At 38.5% G+C, this 16,350-nt stretch carries 10 protein-coding genes; all 10 read left to right on the top strand.

Annotated elements, in window-relative coordinates; all coding sequences use genetic code 11:
• Positions 1 to 329 precede the first annotated feature (329 nt).
• A complete protein-coding gene (locus AC106K_RS27925) occupies positions 330 to 1,124 on the top strand; it encodes an SDR family oxidoreductase (RefSeq protein WP_482448900.1) in 795 nt (264 codons plus the stop codon).
• A 133-nt stretch (positions 1,125 to 1,257) separates the two neighbouring features.
• Positions 1,258 to 2,862, top strand: coding sequence for an autotransporter assembly complex protein TamA (locus AC106K_RS27930; RefSeq protein WP_482448901.1), 1,605 nt, complete (start codon positions 1,258 to 1,260; stop codon positions 2,860 to 2,862).
• A gap of 281 nt (positions 2,863 to 3,143) precedes the next feature.
• Complete coding sequence (locus AC106K_RS27935; RefSeq protein WP_482448902.1) at positions 3,144 to 6,302, top strand: SusC/RagA family TonB-linked outer membrane protein; 3,159 nt, start codon at positions 3,144 to 3,146, stop codon at positions 6,300 to 6,302.
• 20 nt (positions 6,303 to 6,322) lie between these two features.
• The gene (locus AC106K_RS27940; protein WP_482448903.1) at positions 6,323 to 7,843 is read left to right on the top strand and encodes a SusD/RagB family nutrient-binding outer membrane lipoprotein; all 1,521 of its coding nucleotides are present in this window, start codon (positions 6,323 to 6,325) and stop codon (positions 7,841 to 7,843) included.
• 82 nt (positions 7,844 to 7,925) lie between these two features.
• Complete coding sequence (locus AC106K_RS27945) at positions 7,926 to 10,271, top strand: phosphocholine-specific phospholipase C (protein WP_482448904.1); 2,346 nt, start codon at positions 7,926 to 7,928, stop codon at positions 10,269 to 10,271.
• Between the two features lie 186 nt (positions 10,272 to 10,457).
• Entirely contained in the window at positions 10,458 to 11,033 is a 576-nt protein-coding gene (locus AC106K_RS27950) for a hypothetical protein (protein ID WP_482448905.1), read from the top strand.
• 108 nt (positions 11,034 to 11,141) lie between these two features.
• Complete coding sequence (locus AC106K_RS27955; protein WP_482448907.1) at positions 11,142 to 11,942, top strand: WxL protein host-binding domain-containing protein; 801 nt, start codon at positions 11,142 to 11,144, stop codon at positions 11,940 to 11,942.
• Complete coding sequence (locus AC106K_RS27960; protein WP_482448908.1) at positions 11,935 to 14,658, top strand: COG1470 family protein; 2,724 nt, start codon at positions 11,935 to 11,937, stop codon at positions 14,656 to 14,658. The genes AC106K_RS27955 and AC106K_RS27960 overlap by 8 nt, the downstream gene beginning before the upstream one ends.
• 35 nt (positions 14,659 to 14,693) lie before the next feature.
• On the top strand, positions 14,694 to 15,185 hold the full coding sequence (locus AC106K_RS27965; RefSeq protein WP_482448909.1) for a hypothetical protein: 492 nt from the start codon (positions 14,694 to 14,696) through the stop codon (positions 15,183 to 15,185).
• A gap of 15 nt (positions 15,186 to 15,200) precedes the next feature.
• A complete protein-coding gene (locus AC106K_RS27970) occupies positions 15,201 to 15,761 on the top strand; it encodes a hypothetical protein (RefSeq protein ID WP_482448910.1) in 561 nt (186 codons plus the stop codon).
• Positions 15,762 to 16,350 lie beyond the last annotated feature (589 nt).

Genomic DNA, 16,350 nt, shown 5'->3' on the forward strand with positions numbered 1-16,350 from the left:
TGTTTTTGGCACTCAAAGAAGATTTGTGTTTAAAGAAATCTGCATTGTTTCTTTGAGGATTGGTCTCCGTTTTTACGAAATCTTCACTCCGGCATGACCATAGCAGAGCGAGAAAGACTGCCAGAACAGACAGTCTGAAAATCATTTGTTTTCTCATTTGTTTTTGTTTTTTTAAGTTATTAAATATAACAATTATTCCAATATCAATGAATTATTCCAGATATTTCTGACCTGTTTTTTGGGAATCATAATCTATTTTCAGGTATTATCATATGCTGACTTCATTATTCTTTTTTTACATTTGCTGAAATTAAAATTCTACAGATCAAATGACCATTATCATTACAGGAACCTCATCAGGAATCGGATTTGCATTGGCCGAGTATTTTGGTAAAAAAGGACATAAAGTATATGGCTTAAGCAGAAAATATACAGAAAGTCAGTATTTCAAATCGATCCCTACTGATGTTACTGACAACACTGCTGTTCAGAATGCGATTGCCGAAGTTCTGCAATCAGAAACAAAAATTGATGTACTGATCAACAATGCAGGAATGGGAATGGTAGGTGCTGTGGAAGATTCTACGAAAGAAGATATTTTAAAACTTTTCAGTCTGAATCTGGCAGGAGCTGTGCAGATGATGAGTGCAGTTCTTCCGAACATGCGTGAGCATAAATTTGGAAAGATCATCAACGTATCCAGCATCGGAAGTGAAATGGGACTTCCTTTCCGTGGATTTTACTCTGCCTCAAAGTCTGCTCTGGATAAGGTAACTGAAGCGATGAGGTATGAAGTTTACCCCTGGAATATTGACGTATGCTCACTGCATTTGGGAGATATAAAAACCAATATTGCAGAAAACAGAGTCATTGCAGAAGTTTCCCAACCCTACAAAAAAGTTTTTGATAAAGTATATTCCCTGATGAATGCTCATGTGAATGACGGAACTGAACCATTGGAGGTTGCTGAATACATTGAAAAGCTTTTAGGAAAAAATAAATGGAAGGCTCATTATTATTTTGGTAAATTCGGGCAGAAGATCGGAGTTCCGTTGAAATGGATTCTTCCTCAGGGAGTTTATGAGAATTTGATGAAGAAATATAATAAACTGGATAAAAATTAGTTGATTGATAGGACGCATTTTCATTCTGCCCAGAATGAAATGCAGTGAAGAATCTTTTTGTACTTTTATAAAAATTCTTCATTCCGCTTCCGGACGATGTTCGTAAGTCTTTACTTATATTCAGAATGACAAATTGAAATTACTTTTAAAAATATTTTTTGTTCTGTTCTGCGTTTTTACCCAAGCGCAGAAAAAACAGTATTGGCTGATTGATACGGAAACCAAAGTCAGAAAAAAGGTAAAAGACTCTGTTTCTGCAGTAAAATTCCTGGATTCACTGGCTCAGAACAATTACTTTTTCACCCAGCTGAAGAATGTTAAAGTAAAGGGAGACAGTACAGAAATTTTCTATGACAAAGGAAAGAATTTCAACGAAACGTATGTGGATCTCTCAGATTCCATTGCTCAGAAGCTCAAGATCAGAAAAGATTTTTTCACTAAAAATTTAGATTCCACCAAGAAAAGCATCAACAAAAGCTATATTGATGACGGATATTCCTTCAGCAGGATCAAATCTAAATATAAAGGGCAGAAGAACGGTTTTCCTATTGTGGAACTGGACATCAACAAGAATGATAAAAGAACGATCGACGGCTTTGTTGTAAAAGGATACGAAAAGGTTCCCAAAAGATTCATCAAAAACCTGGAAAAGGAATTCAAAGGCAAAAATTATGATGAAAAGAATTTGATAGCCGTCAACAAAAATTTTCAGAGCCATCCGTTTCTAACCCTGGAGCGGCAACCTCAGACCTTATTCACCAAAGATTCCACCAATATTTACCTGTTCCTCGAAAAGAAAAAAACCAATACTTTTGACGGCGTCATCGGTTTTGGAAATGACAAGTCAGATAAATTTACCCTGAACGGAACCATGAATGTGAATTTCAGGAACATGTTCAATGGTTTTGAGACGATCAATCTATACTGGCAGAGAAACCCAGATAAAGGACAGAATTTTGACCTTCAGGTAGATATTCCCTATCTTTTCAAATCGAATGTAGGAATGAATGCAAAGGTGAATATCTACAGACAGGATTCTACTTTTGCCAATGTAAAATTCCTTCCCGCTTTCTATTACCATATCAACAACCGTAATAAAATCGGTCTCAGAGGAACTTTGGAAACCTCTACGATCATTGATTCATTATACGTTCAGGGAAAAGACTACAACAAAAAAGGGCTCGGAATCTGGTATGAAATGACGGAACCTACTGATATTGATCTCTTCCTTTACAAAACAAGGATCAATGCCGGATATGATTTCCTGACAACCACTTATTCGAAAGATAATACCAAAGCAACCCAGAACCAGTTTTATTTCTTCGGGGAGCATAATTATAATATTTCCGGAAACCACTTCCTGAATATCAAAGCTGAAGGAGCCATGATGGACTCTAAGGTCGAGTTTTCCGCAAACGAATTATACCGTTTCGGAGGCTGGAATTCTATGCGGGGGTTCAACGAAAATTCCCTCGCCGCCGACTTTTATTATTATGGAAGTCTGGAATACCGGTACCTCATCGGCAACCAGGCGTTTTTTGATGTCTTTGGACAATATGGGCAGCTCAATAACAAATCTTTGAATGTAAAGCCTAAACTCTACAGTGTAGGACTTGGGTTCAATTTCTTTATTCCAATCGGATTGATGAGTTTCCAGCTGTCGAATGGTAATGAATTTGGAAATCCTTTTAAATTCAATGATATTAAGATCCATTGGGGTATTCTGAGCCGCTTCTAAACGTTCTGTCAGAACTCTTTTTTCAGTTTTCAACGATAAAACACAGCCTTGCTCCTATTCCAAAAGAGAGCTTTGACAAAGTGATCAATCTGAAAAGTTCTAACCTCTTCAACAACTATGATACATACCATATAAAAAAGCAAAAAACCTTATACAAAAGTCTTTTTTCACTTTACCGTTTCATTAATTATCTCTGTTAAAAAATATTAAAATCGTATTTTTATTTTAATATCACATTAAACTTTACGTAATAGTGCCCGGCTAAATTTGCATTCAAAAAAATGAAGAAAGCTTTAGCTACGTTTGCAGTTTTTCTACTTCCCTTATACCTTACAGCTCAGGAGGTTGCTATCTCCGGAAATGTAAAATCTGAAAGCGGCACGAGTGTTTCCGGGGTAAATATTACCGATAAAAACACAGGAAAGACCGCTACGACAGACGAAAATGGTAATTTTACCATTTCAGCCAATCCTAAAGATATTCTGGAGTTCCTGGCTCCTGATTTTTCAGTCTACACCGTTGAGGTTTCTTCAAAGAAGCAATATTCCATTGTTTTGAAAAAGACCAATGAAAAGCAGATTGAAGGCGTAGTTATTACTGCTTTGGGAATTGCCAAAAAGAAAGAAAAGATAGGATATTCTACTCAGGAAGTAGGTACAAAACAGTTTGAAACGATCACGACACCAAGTATCGGTAATTTATTCTCCGGTCAGGTTGCCGGTCTTAGTGTTTCCAATCCTACCGGGATGCAACAGGCTCCTCAGTTTACGCTAAGAGGAAACTCCAATCTGGTTTTCGTCATTGATGGGGTTATTGTAGAAAAAGAAGTTTTCCAGAATTTAGATCCTAACAATATTGAAAACATCAACGTACTGAAAGGAGCTACCGCTTCTGCCCTATACGGTTCAAGAGGTCGTTATGGAGCGGTTCTGATCACCACAAAAAGTGCTAAAAAGAAAGGCTTTTCTGTTGAGTTTTCTCAAAACACCATGATTACAGGTGGTTTTACCAATCTTCCGAAAACCCAGACAGAATATGGAAACGGTTCTCACGGAAAATATGAATTCTGGGATGGAGCCGATGGTGGAGTGAATGACGGAGATATGATCTGGGGACCAAAATTTGTTCCGGGACTTCAGATTGCCCAATGGAACAGCCCGATACGGGATAAAACGACAGGACAGGTTATCCCTTGGTATGGTGCTGTGACAGATACTCAGTATAATGACAAGTCGAGATACGAAAGAGTTCCTATCGACTGGAAATACCATGATAATTTAAATACGTTTTTAAAGCCTGCAGTAATCAACAATAACAATTTTGCAATCAGCTATAAAAATAACAAAGATGTCTACAGACTTTCAGGAAACTTCATGAATTATGACGACAGGGTTCCTAATTCTTATCTTCAGAGATATGGAGTAAATTTCTCTTCTGAAAATCATCTTGGCGACAAATTGATCTTTGATACGAAATTCAATTTTACCCAGGCCTATACTCCAAACATTCCCAACTACGATTACAACCCGAGTGGACATATGTACACCATCCTGATCTGGATGGGAGGTGATGTAGACGGCAGAGCACTGAAAAACCATATGTGGATTCCGGGAAAAGAAGGAAGGGCACAGGCTAACTGGAACTATGCCTGGTACAACAACCCATGGTTCGGGGCTGAATATTATAAAAACCAAAACAGAACCAATATCATCAATGCGCAGACCGGTTTGGAATATAAGGCTACAAAAGATTTCTCTGTAAAAGGTAAAATATCTATTGTCGAAAACCATGTGAAAAGAGAGACTTTAAGTCCTTACTCTTATTTCAACTACAGTGCTCCAAGAAGTGGCGGTTATATTCTGAAAGACAATAAAACCTGGAATCTTAACTATGATGTACTGGCTACTTACAAGAAAAAAATATCGGATAATTTTGACATCACCGTGAATGCCGGAGGTTCCGCCTTCTATTTTAAAAATAATATCAATGAAACTTCCACAGACGGCTTGAAAGTTCCGGAAGTCTATACATTCGAAAACTCTATCGGATCGCTGAAAAAATATGCTTATCTGAAAGAAAAGCTGATCTACAGTGCCTATTCTACTATTGATATTGGGTTGTACAATGCGTTTTTCATCAATATCTCCGGACGTAACGACTGGTCTTCTACCCTTCCTAAGGCAAACAGATCTTATTTCTACCCATCTGCATCGATCAGTGCGGTGATTTCCAATCTGGTTAAAATGCCTGAAGCCATCAATCTGCTAAAGCTTTCCGCTTCATGGGCGAAAGTGGCCTACGATTTCCAGCCTTATTCTACCAGAAATTACTATCTGAACAATAAAGGAATCACATTCAACGGAAATCCTACGTATTACTATCCTACTACTCTGAATATTGAAAACTCGCTGAAACCTGAACAGACAAAATCTTATGAATTAGGACTAAGCGCAGGGTTCCTGAACAACAGAATTACATTAGATGCCACTTATTTCAGAACTCTGGATTATAATAACATTCTTGAATTCCCAAGCGCAGAATCATCAGGTTTCACTTCACAGTATGTAAACGGGAATGAATACACTACCAAAGGATTCGAAATCTCCCTTGGCCTGGTACCTGTAAAAACAGCTGACTTTACCTGGAAAACGTTGATCAACTGGAGCACGTATGAACAAAAGCTAACCTCCATCTATGACAATATGCCAAACTACAAGAATATCAAGCTGGGCGAAAGAATGGACAGCTATTATGATTATACATGGCAGAAGTCTCCGGACGGAAAAGTGATTCTGGATGCCAATTCAGGGATGCCAACAAGGGCTAATGCCCCAAGCAATCTGGGACATTTTAATCCGGACTGGACTTTTGGATTCAACAACACCTTCAAATATAAAAAGTTCTCTCTGAATATCGGAATCGATGGAAGTATAGGAGGTGTCATGAGATCGCAGGTTGTTGAAAAAATGTGGTGGGGAGGCAAGCATCCTAATTCTGTAGCTTACAGGGATCTTGAATATGCTAATCCAAAAACCTATTTCTTCGTACCGGATGGGGTAAACTACAATCCTACAACGGGGCTTTATACACCACATACCAAAGCCATCAGTTTCCAGGACTGGGCTCAGAACTATCCTTACCAGGCAAGGGTAACGCAGGCTGAGAGCGAAGAATTTGCGAACGTGTTTGACAGAACGTTTATCAAGTTAAGATCTGTTGTACTGGAATACGATTTCTCTTCATTACTCAACCCAAAAGGAATGGTAAAAGGCTTCACTGCCAACATTTCTGCTTACAATCTGGCGATGTGGAAAAAATCGAAGAACCTTTATTCTGATCCTGATTTCCAGATCAGATCGGGAAGAACGGATGATATTACGAATGATATTCAGGATCCGTCAAGTAGATGGTTTGGGATCGGGTTTAATCTTAAGTTTTAATTTAAAAGTAAGTCAATACAATGAAAAATAATATAAACAAAGCGAAAGGACAAAAAGGCAAAACAGCGAAATGGTTGATAAAATCCCTATTTGTAGGAGGTCTTATGACATTAGCTTCCTGTGAGTCTAATCTGGATAAAATCAATGAAAACCCCAATGACCAGGCCAGTATTGATCCCAAATATCTGCTGACCTATGTTGCCAAAGATGCTTTTCAGGTGAATGGAGACAATATGTATGCTTCAAGAATGATGATCGGTACTGACGGAGAAAATACGTATCAGTATCTGAAATGGAATGATGCTTCTTTTGAAGTCTATACCAAAGGGATTCTGAATACCGTAAAAATGATGCAGGAAGCCGAAAAGATCCATAATAAAAATTATGTGGCGATCGGTAAATTCTTCAGAGCGTATCACTTTTTTACAATCAGTTTAAAGGTGGGAAGTGCGCCTTATTCAGAAGCTGCCAAAGGTGAATTGGGAATTACACAGCCTAAATATGACAGCCAGGAAGCGATCATGTCCGGAATTTTATCAGAATTGAAAGAAGCCAATGATCTGATCAATACCAATGATAAAATTGAGGGAGATATTGTTTTCAATGGAGATGCTGCCAAATGGAAAAAGCTGATCAATTCATTCCGTCTGAAAATTTTAATCACTTTATCTAAAAAAACGACGGTAGGAAGCTATAATATTGCAACGGAATTCGCATCTATTGCAGGAAGCCAACCTTTGATGACATCTATTGCTGATAACGGGGCCCTTAAATTTGCAGATGCCGCAGACAGCAGATATACGATGTTCAACAACAGTGGATACGGGTCGAGTTTATATATGGCTGATTATTTCATCAACTTTTTTAAAGACAGACAGGATCCCCGACTGTTTACGTTTGCAGCACAAACAACCGGCGCCAAAGAAGCAGGAAAAGCGATCACAGATTTCTCAGCATACAACGGCGGAAATCCAATTTTATCTTATTCTGACAACGCTACTCTGATCAAAGATAAAAATATTTCTAAAGTCAACGACCGTTTTTATAAAGATCCTACCAACGAACCTTCTTCTATCCTGAGCTATTCAGAACTCGAATTTATTCTGGCTGAAGCTACAGCGAGAGGCTGGATTTCCGGATCTGCAAAAACCCACTACGATAATGCCATCAAAGCAAGTTTCAATTTTTACCAGGCTTATGTGAAAAATCCGGGACAATACTTCTCTGGTTTTGACGTGAACCAGTATCTTACGACTCCATTGGTTGTTTATAGTGATGCGGCTCCGTTACAAGCGCAACTGGAAAAAATCATTACTCAAAAGTATATGACGATGTTCCATCAGGCACAGTGGACTTCTTATTATGATTATTTAAGAACGGGGTATCCTAATTATCCTTTAAAGCCAGGTGCATCAGCTCCATTCAGGTTCAGATACCCGCAATCTGAGTACAATTATAACAGTGCCAATTTAAAGACAGCCCTTACAGCACAGTACGGAGGAAATGACAATATCAATTCCAAACCTTGGTGGCTGCAATAGAAATCTGATTATTTTTTTATAAAACAAAGAAATCGCAGGAAAATCCTATTAACTTGCGGTTTCTTTCTTATTACGACTGAACATGAACAGAAGAGAATTTTTAGAGAAATCAAGTATTTTATTGGCGGGACTGGGAACTTCAAGTGTTCTGCATCCTGCCATTCTGAAGGCTTTAGCCATTGATCCAGCTGCGCAATCTACTTTTTATGATGCCGAGCATGTGGTGATCCTTATGCAGGAGAACCGTTCATTTGATCATGCTTTCGGAGCATTGAAAGGGGTTCGGGGCTTTCTGGATCAAAGGACTTTTGTAAAGCAGGATGGCCATCCTGCGTTTTTTCAAAAAGATAATACAGGAAAATATGCTGCTCCTGCCCGTCTGGATTTAAGGAATACCAAATCTACCTGGATGAGTTCGCTGCCCCATTCATGGGAAAACCAGCAGAATGCATTGAATAAAGGCAAATATGACCAATGGCTTCAGGCAAAAGCTTCCGGAAATAAGGATTATAAAAATATTCCTTTGACTTTAGGGTACTATAACCGTGAAGATCTTCCTTTTTATTATCAGCTGGCAGATGCATTTACGATATTTGATCAGTATTTCTGTTCTTCATTAACCGGAACGACTCCCAACAGGCTGTTTCTTTGGTCCGGAACTTTAAGGGAGCAGAAAAACGGAAGTGCAAAGGCCAATGTCGTCAATGATGATATTGATTATGATAAAGCCAGACAGGCAAAATGGAAAAGCTTTCCGGAAATTCTCGAAGAGCAGAACGTATCATGGAGGATCTACCAAAATGAGATCAGCCTTCCAAAAGGAATGTCCGGAGAACAGGAAGCATGGCTGAGCAACTTTACGGATAACCCGATTGAATGGTTCTCAAAGTTCAATGTTAAATTTTCAAAAGGATATTATCAGCATATTCCCAAGATCATCGACAATCTGAAAAAAGAGATTGAAAAAAATCCTAAGCAGAAAGAAAGACTGGAAGCGGTGATCGCTGAACTGAAGGAAGACCAGGTAAAGTATCATCCGGACAATTATTCTAAATTATCAAAGGAAGAGAAAAATCTTCACGAAAAAGCATTTACTACCAACTCCAACGATCCTGATTACTGGAATCTGGAAATTGGAAAGGATGAAAACGGAGAAAGACTGGTGGTTCCTAAGGGAGATGTTCTGTTCCAGTTCAGAAAAGATGTGGAAGAGAAAAAGCTTCCGCTGGTTTCGTGGCTGGTAGCTCCTGAGCATTTTTCTGATCACCCGGGATCTCCCTGGTATGGAGCCTGGTATATTTCAGAAGTTTTAAACATTCTGACCAAAGATCCTGAAACCTGGAAAAAAACAATTTTCATCATCAACTATGATGAAAATGACGGTTATTTTGATCACGTTCTACCTTTTGCTCCGCCTATGAATCCGAGTCAGCCGGTGGATATGAACGGAAAAGAAGGTGCTGAATACGTAGATAAGTCGCAGAAATACATGGCTGATCCTTCTCTGAAAGATTATGAAAAGACAGAAGGAACTGTAGGGCTGGGTTACAGAGTCCCTATGATCATCGCTTCTCCCTGGACAAAGGGTGGCTTTGTAAATTCTGAAGTATCAGACCACACTTCCGTATTACAGTTTCTGGAAAAATTCATCATGAAAAAATTCAGTAAAAATGTTCATGTTGACACGATCAGTGATTGGAGAAGAGCTGTCTGCGGAGATCTTACCTCTGCATTCAACGCTTCAAGTGTAAAAGCGCCGTCAATGGATTATCTGAATCAGAAAGATTATGCGAAAACCATCAATGCAGCTAAGAATAAACCGGTTCCGGATCTGAAATGGTATGCTGAAAATGAGCTTAATCCTCATTTGCTTGAAATTCAGGAAAGAGGGCTTAAACCTTCCAATCCGCTTCCTTATAACTTCCACGTGAATCTGGAAAACGGAAAGATTAGAATGACCAATTTAAAAGAAAACGGAGTTCCTTTGCTGATGTATGACAGAACCCGATTCAACGGGACTGATTATCATTTTTCTTATGCATTATATTCAAAACAGGAATTATCACATCCTGCACACTCAGGTGAATATGACTATGAAGTCTTTGGGCCGAACGGTTTTTTCAGGAAATTCAAAGGGAATACTGTTCCGGATCTTGAAGTGGCACTAGTGAATAATACGGCACAGCATCAGATCGAACTGATTTTCAAAAATTCTCAAAAGAAAAACAGCAAGTTGATCCTGGAAGACCTATATGGGAAGACTCAAAAGACAATCTCATTACAAAAGCCGGAAGAAAAAATAATCTTTGACCTCAGTAAAAATAAAGGTTGGTATGATATTAAAATTTTACAGGAAGATCATCTTTGGCATTTTGCGGGGAGAATAGAGACGGGTAAGGTTTCCGTCTCTGATCCGCATTGGGCATAGAAAAAATATAAATAACTCTTCAAATCCTGCACCTATTTGTGCAGGATTTTTTCATAATAAGTCACTAAATCATTCTCAATTATATCGCTTTATAAAAGTGAAATAATCATCAATATAAAAATTATTGTATATTTTTTTCACAGTATACTGAATTTTATTATATTCACTATACTAATTATCAGCATCATGAAAAAACTAAAATTAACAATTGCAATGTCTTTATTTGCAGCCTTAGTATCCGGAAATCTAAGTGCTCAGGACACGGCTTCAGACAGCCATACGATCACGATCAGTGTTCCTAAAGTTGCCCTGGTAGATATTGAACCTTCTGCTTCAAAAAATCTGGTTCTTGGATTCACTGCTCCTACAGAAGCAGGAAATTCGATTGTTGCAAGCCCGGCTAACAATAGCTTATGGCTCAATTATTCTTCCATTAAATCCGGTTCTGATACCCGTACTGTAACGGTTAAATTAGGTCCACTTATTCAAGGAGTGGATATTCACCTAACCGCCGCTGGCCCTACGGGTGCAGGTGCAGGAACGCTAGGTACATCTGCAGGAGTACTCACGCTAAGTGCCGTAGATCAGACAATTATTTCCGGTATAGGAAGTGCTTACACTGGTAACGGCGCCAACAACGGGCACAATCTTACGTATGCTGTTGTTGCAGGAAGTGGCCCTGGAGGAGTTGCCAACTATGCAGATTTACAGGTAACAGCAAATACACAAACCACAGTAACCTATACTATATCAGATAACTAGAATTTAAACAAATTCTACTCTGTATTTCAAAAACAAGAAGAAATTGTCACGCAGTTTCTTCCTGGTTTTGTATTTGTGAATAATTTAATTTCAAATTTTATATCAATCATGATAAAGCGTATTCTTCTTTTGATCACCTTTATGTTGCAGTTTGCCTTTTTACATGCCGGTATTGTGGTTCTCAACGGACTTACGCATTCTTATAAAATAGAAAACGGAAAAGTTTATAAAGGAAAAATTGCTATTGAAAATACAAGCAGTAACCCTCAGAATGTAAAATTATTTTTACAGGACTTCACGTACCATGCCGATGGGACGCTCAATTATACTGAACTGCATACCAATAACAGAACCAACGGTAACTGGATCAAACTCAATACTAATCTGGTTACTCTGAAGGGTAAAGAAAAGACAGAAGTTTTTTACGAAATTACGGTTCCCAATCAGGCCTTAGATCCAGGAAGCTACTGGAGTGTGATTATTGTAGAACCTGTGGATGACATAAAGCCCAGTGACAATAAACCAGGGGTAAATATTACGTCTGTTGTACGCTATGCCATCCAGGTCATTACGGATATTGAAACAGAAAAGGCTAAACCAGACCTTAAATTCGAAAACGTAAAAGTAGAGAAAGAAGAAGGAAAACAAACCGTAAAAATTGCTATTGCCAATAACGGAAATCTTTATTGTAGGCCAACTGCATCTATTGAGATCTATCATCGTAAAACAGGAAAAAAAATAGGGACCTTCTCCAGCTTAACGATGGGGCTTCTTCCTACTACTTCCAAAACTTTTCCTATTGAGATCAGTAAAGTACCACCGGATCAATATACTGCTACGATAATGGCTACAGATGAAGAAGAGAATGCCTTTGCAATCAATGTGGAATTAGAAGTAAAAAATGATTAAAACGTGGACATTATTTATTATCCTACTCTTATTCCCGGTATCTATTTTTTCTCAGCAGCAGTCAGAACGATTGATCAGTAAAAAAGATAGTCTAATGCCAGGAATGTCTACTTCTATTCCATTTGCATTAGAAAACAGTTCTGCTGAAAACAAAACTTATGATATTTCAGTTACCACTTCAAACCCACACATCACCCCTATTTTAGCCAAAGGAAAATTCCAGATTGCAGCTCATGAAACTTCGATATATCTGGTTCCTTTGCGCATTGCAGCAGAAACCGCGCAGGGACCCTACTCTGTTACATTACATATTACAGACCTGAATACCGGGATTGTTTTTTCCAAACACTCGGACATTACCATTGCAGGAAACAGAAAATTTACCGTAAGTGTGCTCGATTCTCCGGAATTTACAAGAGCAGGTGAAACTATTCGTACTTCATTTCTATTAAAAAATAATGGGAACGTAACGGAAACGTTTATTTTAGAAAGCAAAAAAGCAGTTATTGAACAAGAGTCCTCTCTCACTTTAGGCCCGAATGAATCTAAAGTTATTACCCTTCACAAAGTAACTGATCCTGAGCTCAGGCAAAATGAATTTCAGAACTTTAATCTCTCCGTCCGTCCTAAAGATAATCCAAAAGAAAATCAGGACGTGTATGTAAGTATTCAGGTTATAGCTGTAAAACCTGCAGATGTCGATATTTATCACAGACTTCCCGTTTCAGCTTCCCTATCGTTTATCGGGATGAAGAATATGGGCGTTTATCATGACGGCTTTCAGGGTGAGCTCTATGGTAAAGGTTCATTGGATAAGGATAATAAAAATCAGATTGAATTTCATGCTGCCACACACAATCCTATAGAGTTTAATACATTCACTCAATACGAAGAATATTTTGTCAACTACCGGAGGGATAATTTATGGGTCCATCTGGGAGATAAAACCTATTCTGCCTCTTATCTGACCGAATTTGCTAGATATGGACGGGGAGCTGAGATACGCTATGATTTTAAAAGAGTAAGCTTGGGCGGTTTTTATAATCATCCCAGGTTTTTCAGGGACATTAAAGATGAATTCAACATCTATTCGACGTTTAAAATCCGTAAAGAATCAGAATTTTCTGTAGGTTATCTGTACAAGACTCCAAGAAAAGAGGAAAACAATTATGGAGATACAAGGCTGGATTCTAATGCCCAGCTTCCCTACGCTAAGGGGAAATTCAGGATTACCCGAAATATTACTCTCTCCGGAGAATTTGCTTACAGTACAACCCAAAAAACTGAGGGAACAGCTTATATGCTCCAGTCTGAAGTCTATTTTGAAAAACTCAGCGGAAGTTTGATGTATATGAAAGCCAGCCCTATGTTTGCAGGATATTTTACCAATACGAATACTTTTAACGGAAATATTCAATACAGGTTATCAAAAAAGATCAATGTAATGGCAACCTATACTCAGGATGCTAAAAATTTTGAAAGAGACACTCTATTTCTGGCCGCTCCATACAGACAGTACTTCCAATACGGAATACAGTACCAATACCTGTCCAGTGGCTTTATAATGCTTAATAATGGCTATCAGAAATACCAGGACCGTCTGGAGCCTAAACAATTCGATTATTATGAACGTTTTCTAAGACTAAGCCTGAACCAGCAAATCGGAATATTTAGGATCAATCTTGAAGGACAAATAGGAAAGACAGACAATTATCTGACCGGATTTAACGGCAATTCCAGTTTCTATTCTGCCAATCTTACCTTCGAAAAATTCAGGACTTCTTTTAATGTCTTTGGGAGTTATGCGATCACTTCCCGATATCAGCTCCAAAATCAGAAGCAACTCTATTACGGCGCAAGAGTTTTCAGTAAGTTCTCCGATAAAACCAGTTTAAGTATTTTTTACCAGAACAACTATATCCCGGAAGAATATTTTAGGGATAGGAATTTGTTTGAACTTCTGTTTCATCAGCAATTATTTCCAGGGAATGAACTGGATCTCTCCGGTAGATATTCGTTGCAGCGGGGTGAAATAGGCAACAAAGATTTTATATTCTCTATGCGATATACGTGGCGCCCCAATGTCCCGGTACAGAAAATCGCCGAGTACATTACCTTATCAGGAAATATAAGTAATCTTGGAATAAAAAAAACAGATGGGGTACGATTAATGTTGGGCAGCTATTTATCCGTGACAGATAAAGAAGGAAATTATATTTTTAAAAATATAGTTCCTGGCAATTACTTTCTGGAAATTGACCGCTCTACGACAGACATTAATGATATTCCAACATCAACTTTTCCTGCAGCACTTTCTCTCTCCAATAAAGAAAATGTTTTTAATTTCGGATTAACTACCGCCGCCGGTATACAAGGGCATATCAACTTGCAGGAAGCTGATACCAATACACAACGAAAAAGCAAAAAAGAAAGCATCATCCTAGAGGCTGTAAGCAATGAGCAGACCTATCGCAAGATCTGTTTCATTGACGAAGATTTTGATTTTACGTATCTGCGGCCGGGAGAATGGACTGTCAAGGTCTATCGAAATGGTCTTGATAAACGGTATAAGATTTCAATGGATAAATTTCAGTTTATCTTGCAGCCTGGTGAAGCTAAAAAATTAAATATCCAGATCGTCAAGCAACAGATAGAGATCAAATATCAAAAGGAATCCTTAAAAGTAGGATATAATGAAATAAAAAAGAAGAAATGATTCTGATACGCCCCCTATTATTAACAGCATCTTTTATGATCTCCGGTATATTTTACGCTCAGTCAACTGTCAGCTTCACTCTGCCTGTCGTAACTTTAATGGATATAGAGCCCGCAGGAAACATCACTTTAAATTTTGTAGCTCCTACCGAAGCCGGAAATGCCCTTACCAACCCAACACCTAACACATCAAAATGGATCAATTATACTTCTGCGATTACTTCGGGAGGACTTACCAGAAGAATTACCGCTTCTGTTAATTCAAATCCCATCCTCTCATCGGTTAATATCAGATTACAGGCAGCACCAGCATCAGGAGCAGGAGGAGGTACACTGGGAACTCCCTCAGGGCAGGTAACTCTTACCACCACTCCAACTACGATCATAAGTGGAATTGGGGGAGCTTATACTGGCAATGGAACTAATAACGGGCATCGCCTCACAATTTCTCTGGTTCCAGGTACCTATGCCAATTTATTGGCTCAGACCAATACAACTGTTACAATAGTCTATACCATCACAGAATAAAACTGAAATATGGAAATGAAAAACCGCTTTCTCAGAAAAAGGAACATAGGGATTATTCTTTTAATCATAGGCAGCTGCCTGAAAGCACAGGTAGTCACAGTCTCCGGAGATTGGGCGGCCACGATACCTGCGATCACCGAAGCCGGCAATAATTATACAGGAACTTATAGTAATGCTTCAGTTCCCGCGACTGATATAACATTATCTACCACATTAACGGGGAATTTTCTCAATGTCCTTTCAGGAAAAGGAGCAAAAATGACAATGCGCTATACCTCCAATGCCTGGAACAGCTCTTTAATTCTTTCTGCAATGAGAACAGGCTCAACAACAGGCTCAATAAGTGGACTTTGTGCCCTTTGTACAGCTACAATCACCGGAGGAGATACCTTTATCCCTATAGTATCAACTGCAGATACAACTTTCTTCACGTTAAGTTTTGGAGGCCTTTTAGGGGTAAACAATACAGCCCATTTCTCGAATATTAACCTGATCCTACAACTATCCGGTGTTTCCGTTACCATTCCTGCTGCTAACTACAGTGCCCGAATCATTTTTACCGTAGTATCAAACTGATAATTTATCAGCAAGCTGTAATAAGTCCTCCTTCAATAGAGACGGCTCCTGAACATAGCCGAAGGATAGCCCGTTTTCATTAAAAAAGAGTTTCATAAGTCTTAGCCTAAATCTATAGCGATCAATTGGCAATTGAAGTAAAATTAATGATTTTAAAGAATCGGTAGCAGTATCTGAAACAACGGTCAGCCTTTCTTATGGCTTATTATTCATTACAGATAGCTTGTTCCCTATTATACGGGGAATTTCCAAACCTAACAGGTTTTAGAAACCTGTTAGCTTTAGTCTGTGGGTATATCAGGTTAAAAGAATGGATTGTGGATAAGTAGTCTTGATCCCTCCGTGATGGAAAAAGTGCAGGGGAATAGGTGTGCTGGTATTACAGGGAAGATTACTATCCAAGGAAAAGAAGAGAACAGTTTGATAACAACAGTAATGATATAAGGAATAGAACTGGGATAAATTCAGAACAAAGAACAAAGAATAAAGAGTAAAGAGGGGTAAATCCTGAGAGTAGGCTTAAGTATAAAGCAAAAAAAATCCTCTATCTTTCGATAAAGGATTTTTTAAAAATAAAATAAAAACTGGC

The sequence above is a fragment of the Chryseobacterium sp. FR048 genome, from assembly GCF_056844665.1.

Coding starts and splice junctions, on each gene's coding strand:
- AC106K_RS27970 (WP_482448910.1), top strand. CDS start 15,201: ATGAAAAACCGCTTTCTCAGAAAAAGGAACATAGGGATTATTCTTTTA.
- AC106K_RS27940 (WP_482448903.1), top strand. CDS start 6,323: ATGAAAAATAATATAAACAAAGCGAAAGGACAAAAAGGCAAAACAGCG.
- AC106K_RS27965 (WP_482448909.1), top strand. CDS start 14,694: ATGATCTCCGGTATATTTTACGCTCAGTCAACTGTCAGCTTCACTCTG.
- AC106K_RS27955 (WP_482448907.1), top strand. CDS start 11,142: ATGATAAAGCGTATTCTTCTTTTGATCACCTTTATGTTGCAGTTTGCC.
- AC106K_RS27925 (WP_482448900.1), top strand. CDS start 330: ATGACCATTATCATTACAGGAACCTCATCAGGAATCGGATTTGCATTG.
- AC106K_RS27950 (WP_482448905.1), top strand. CDS start 10,458: ATGAAAAAACTAAAATTAACAATTGCAATGTCTTTATTTGCAGCCTTA.
- AC106K_RS27945 (WP_482448904.1), top strand. CDS start 7,926: ATGAACAGAAGAGAATTTTTAGAGAAATCAAGTATTTTATTGGCGGGA.
- AC106K_RS27935 (WP_482448902.1), top strand. CDS start 3,144: ATGAAGAAAGCTTTAGCTACGTTTGCAGTTTTTCTACTTCCCTTATAC.
- AC106K_RS27960 (WP_482448908.1), top strand. CDS start 11,935: ATGATTAAAACGTGGACATTATTTATTATCCTACTCTTATTCCCGGTA.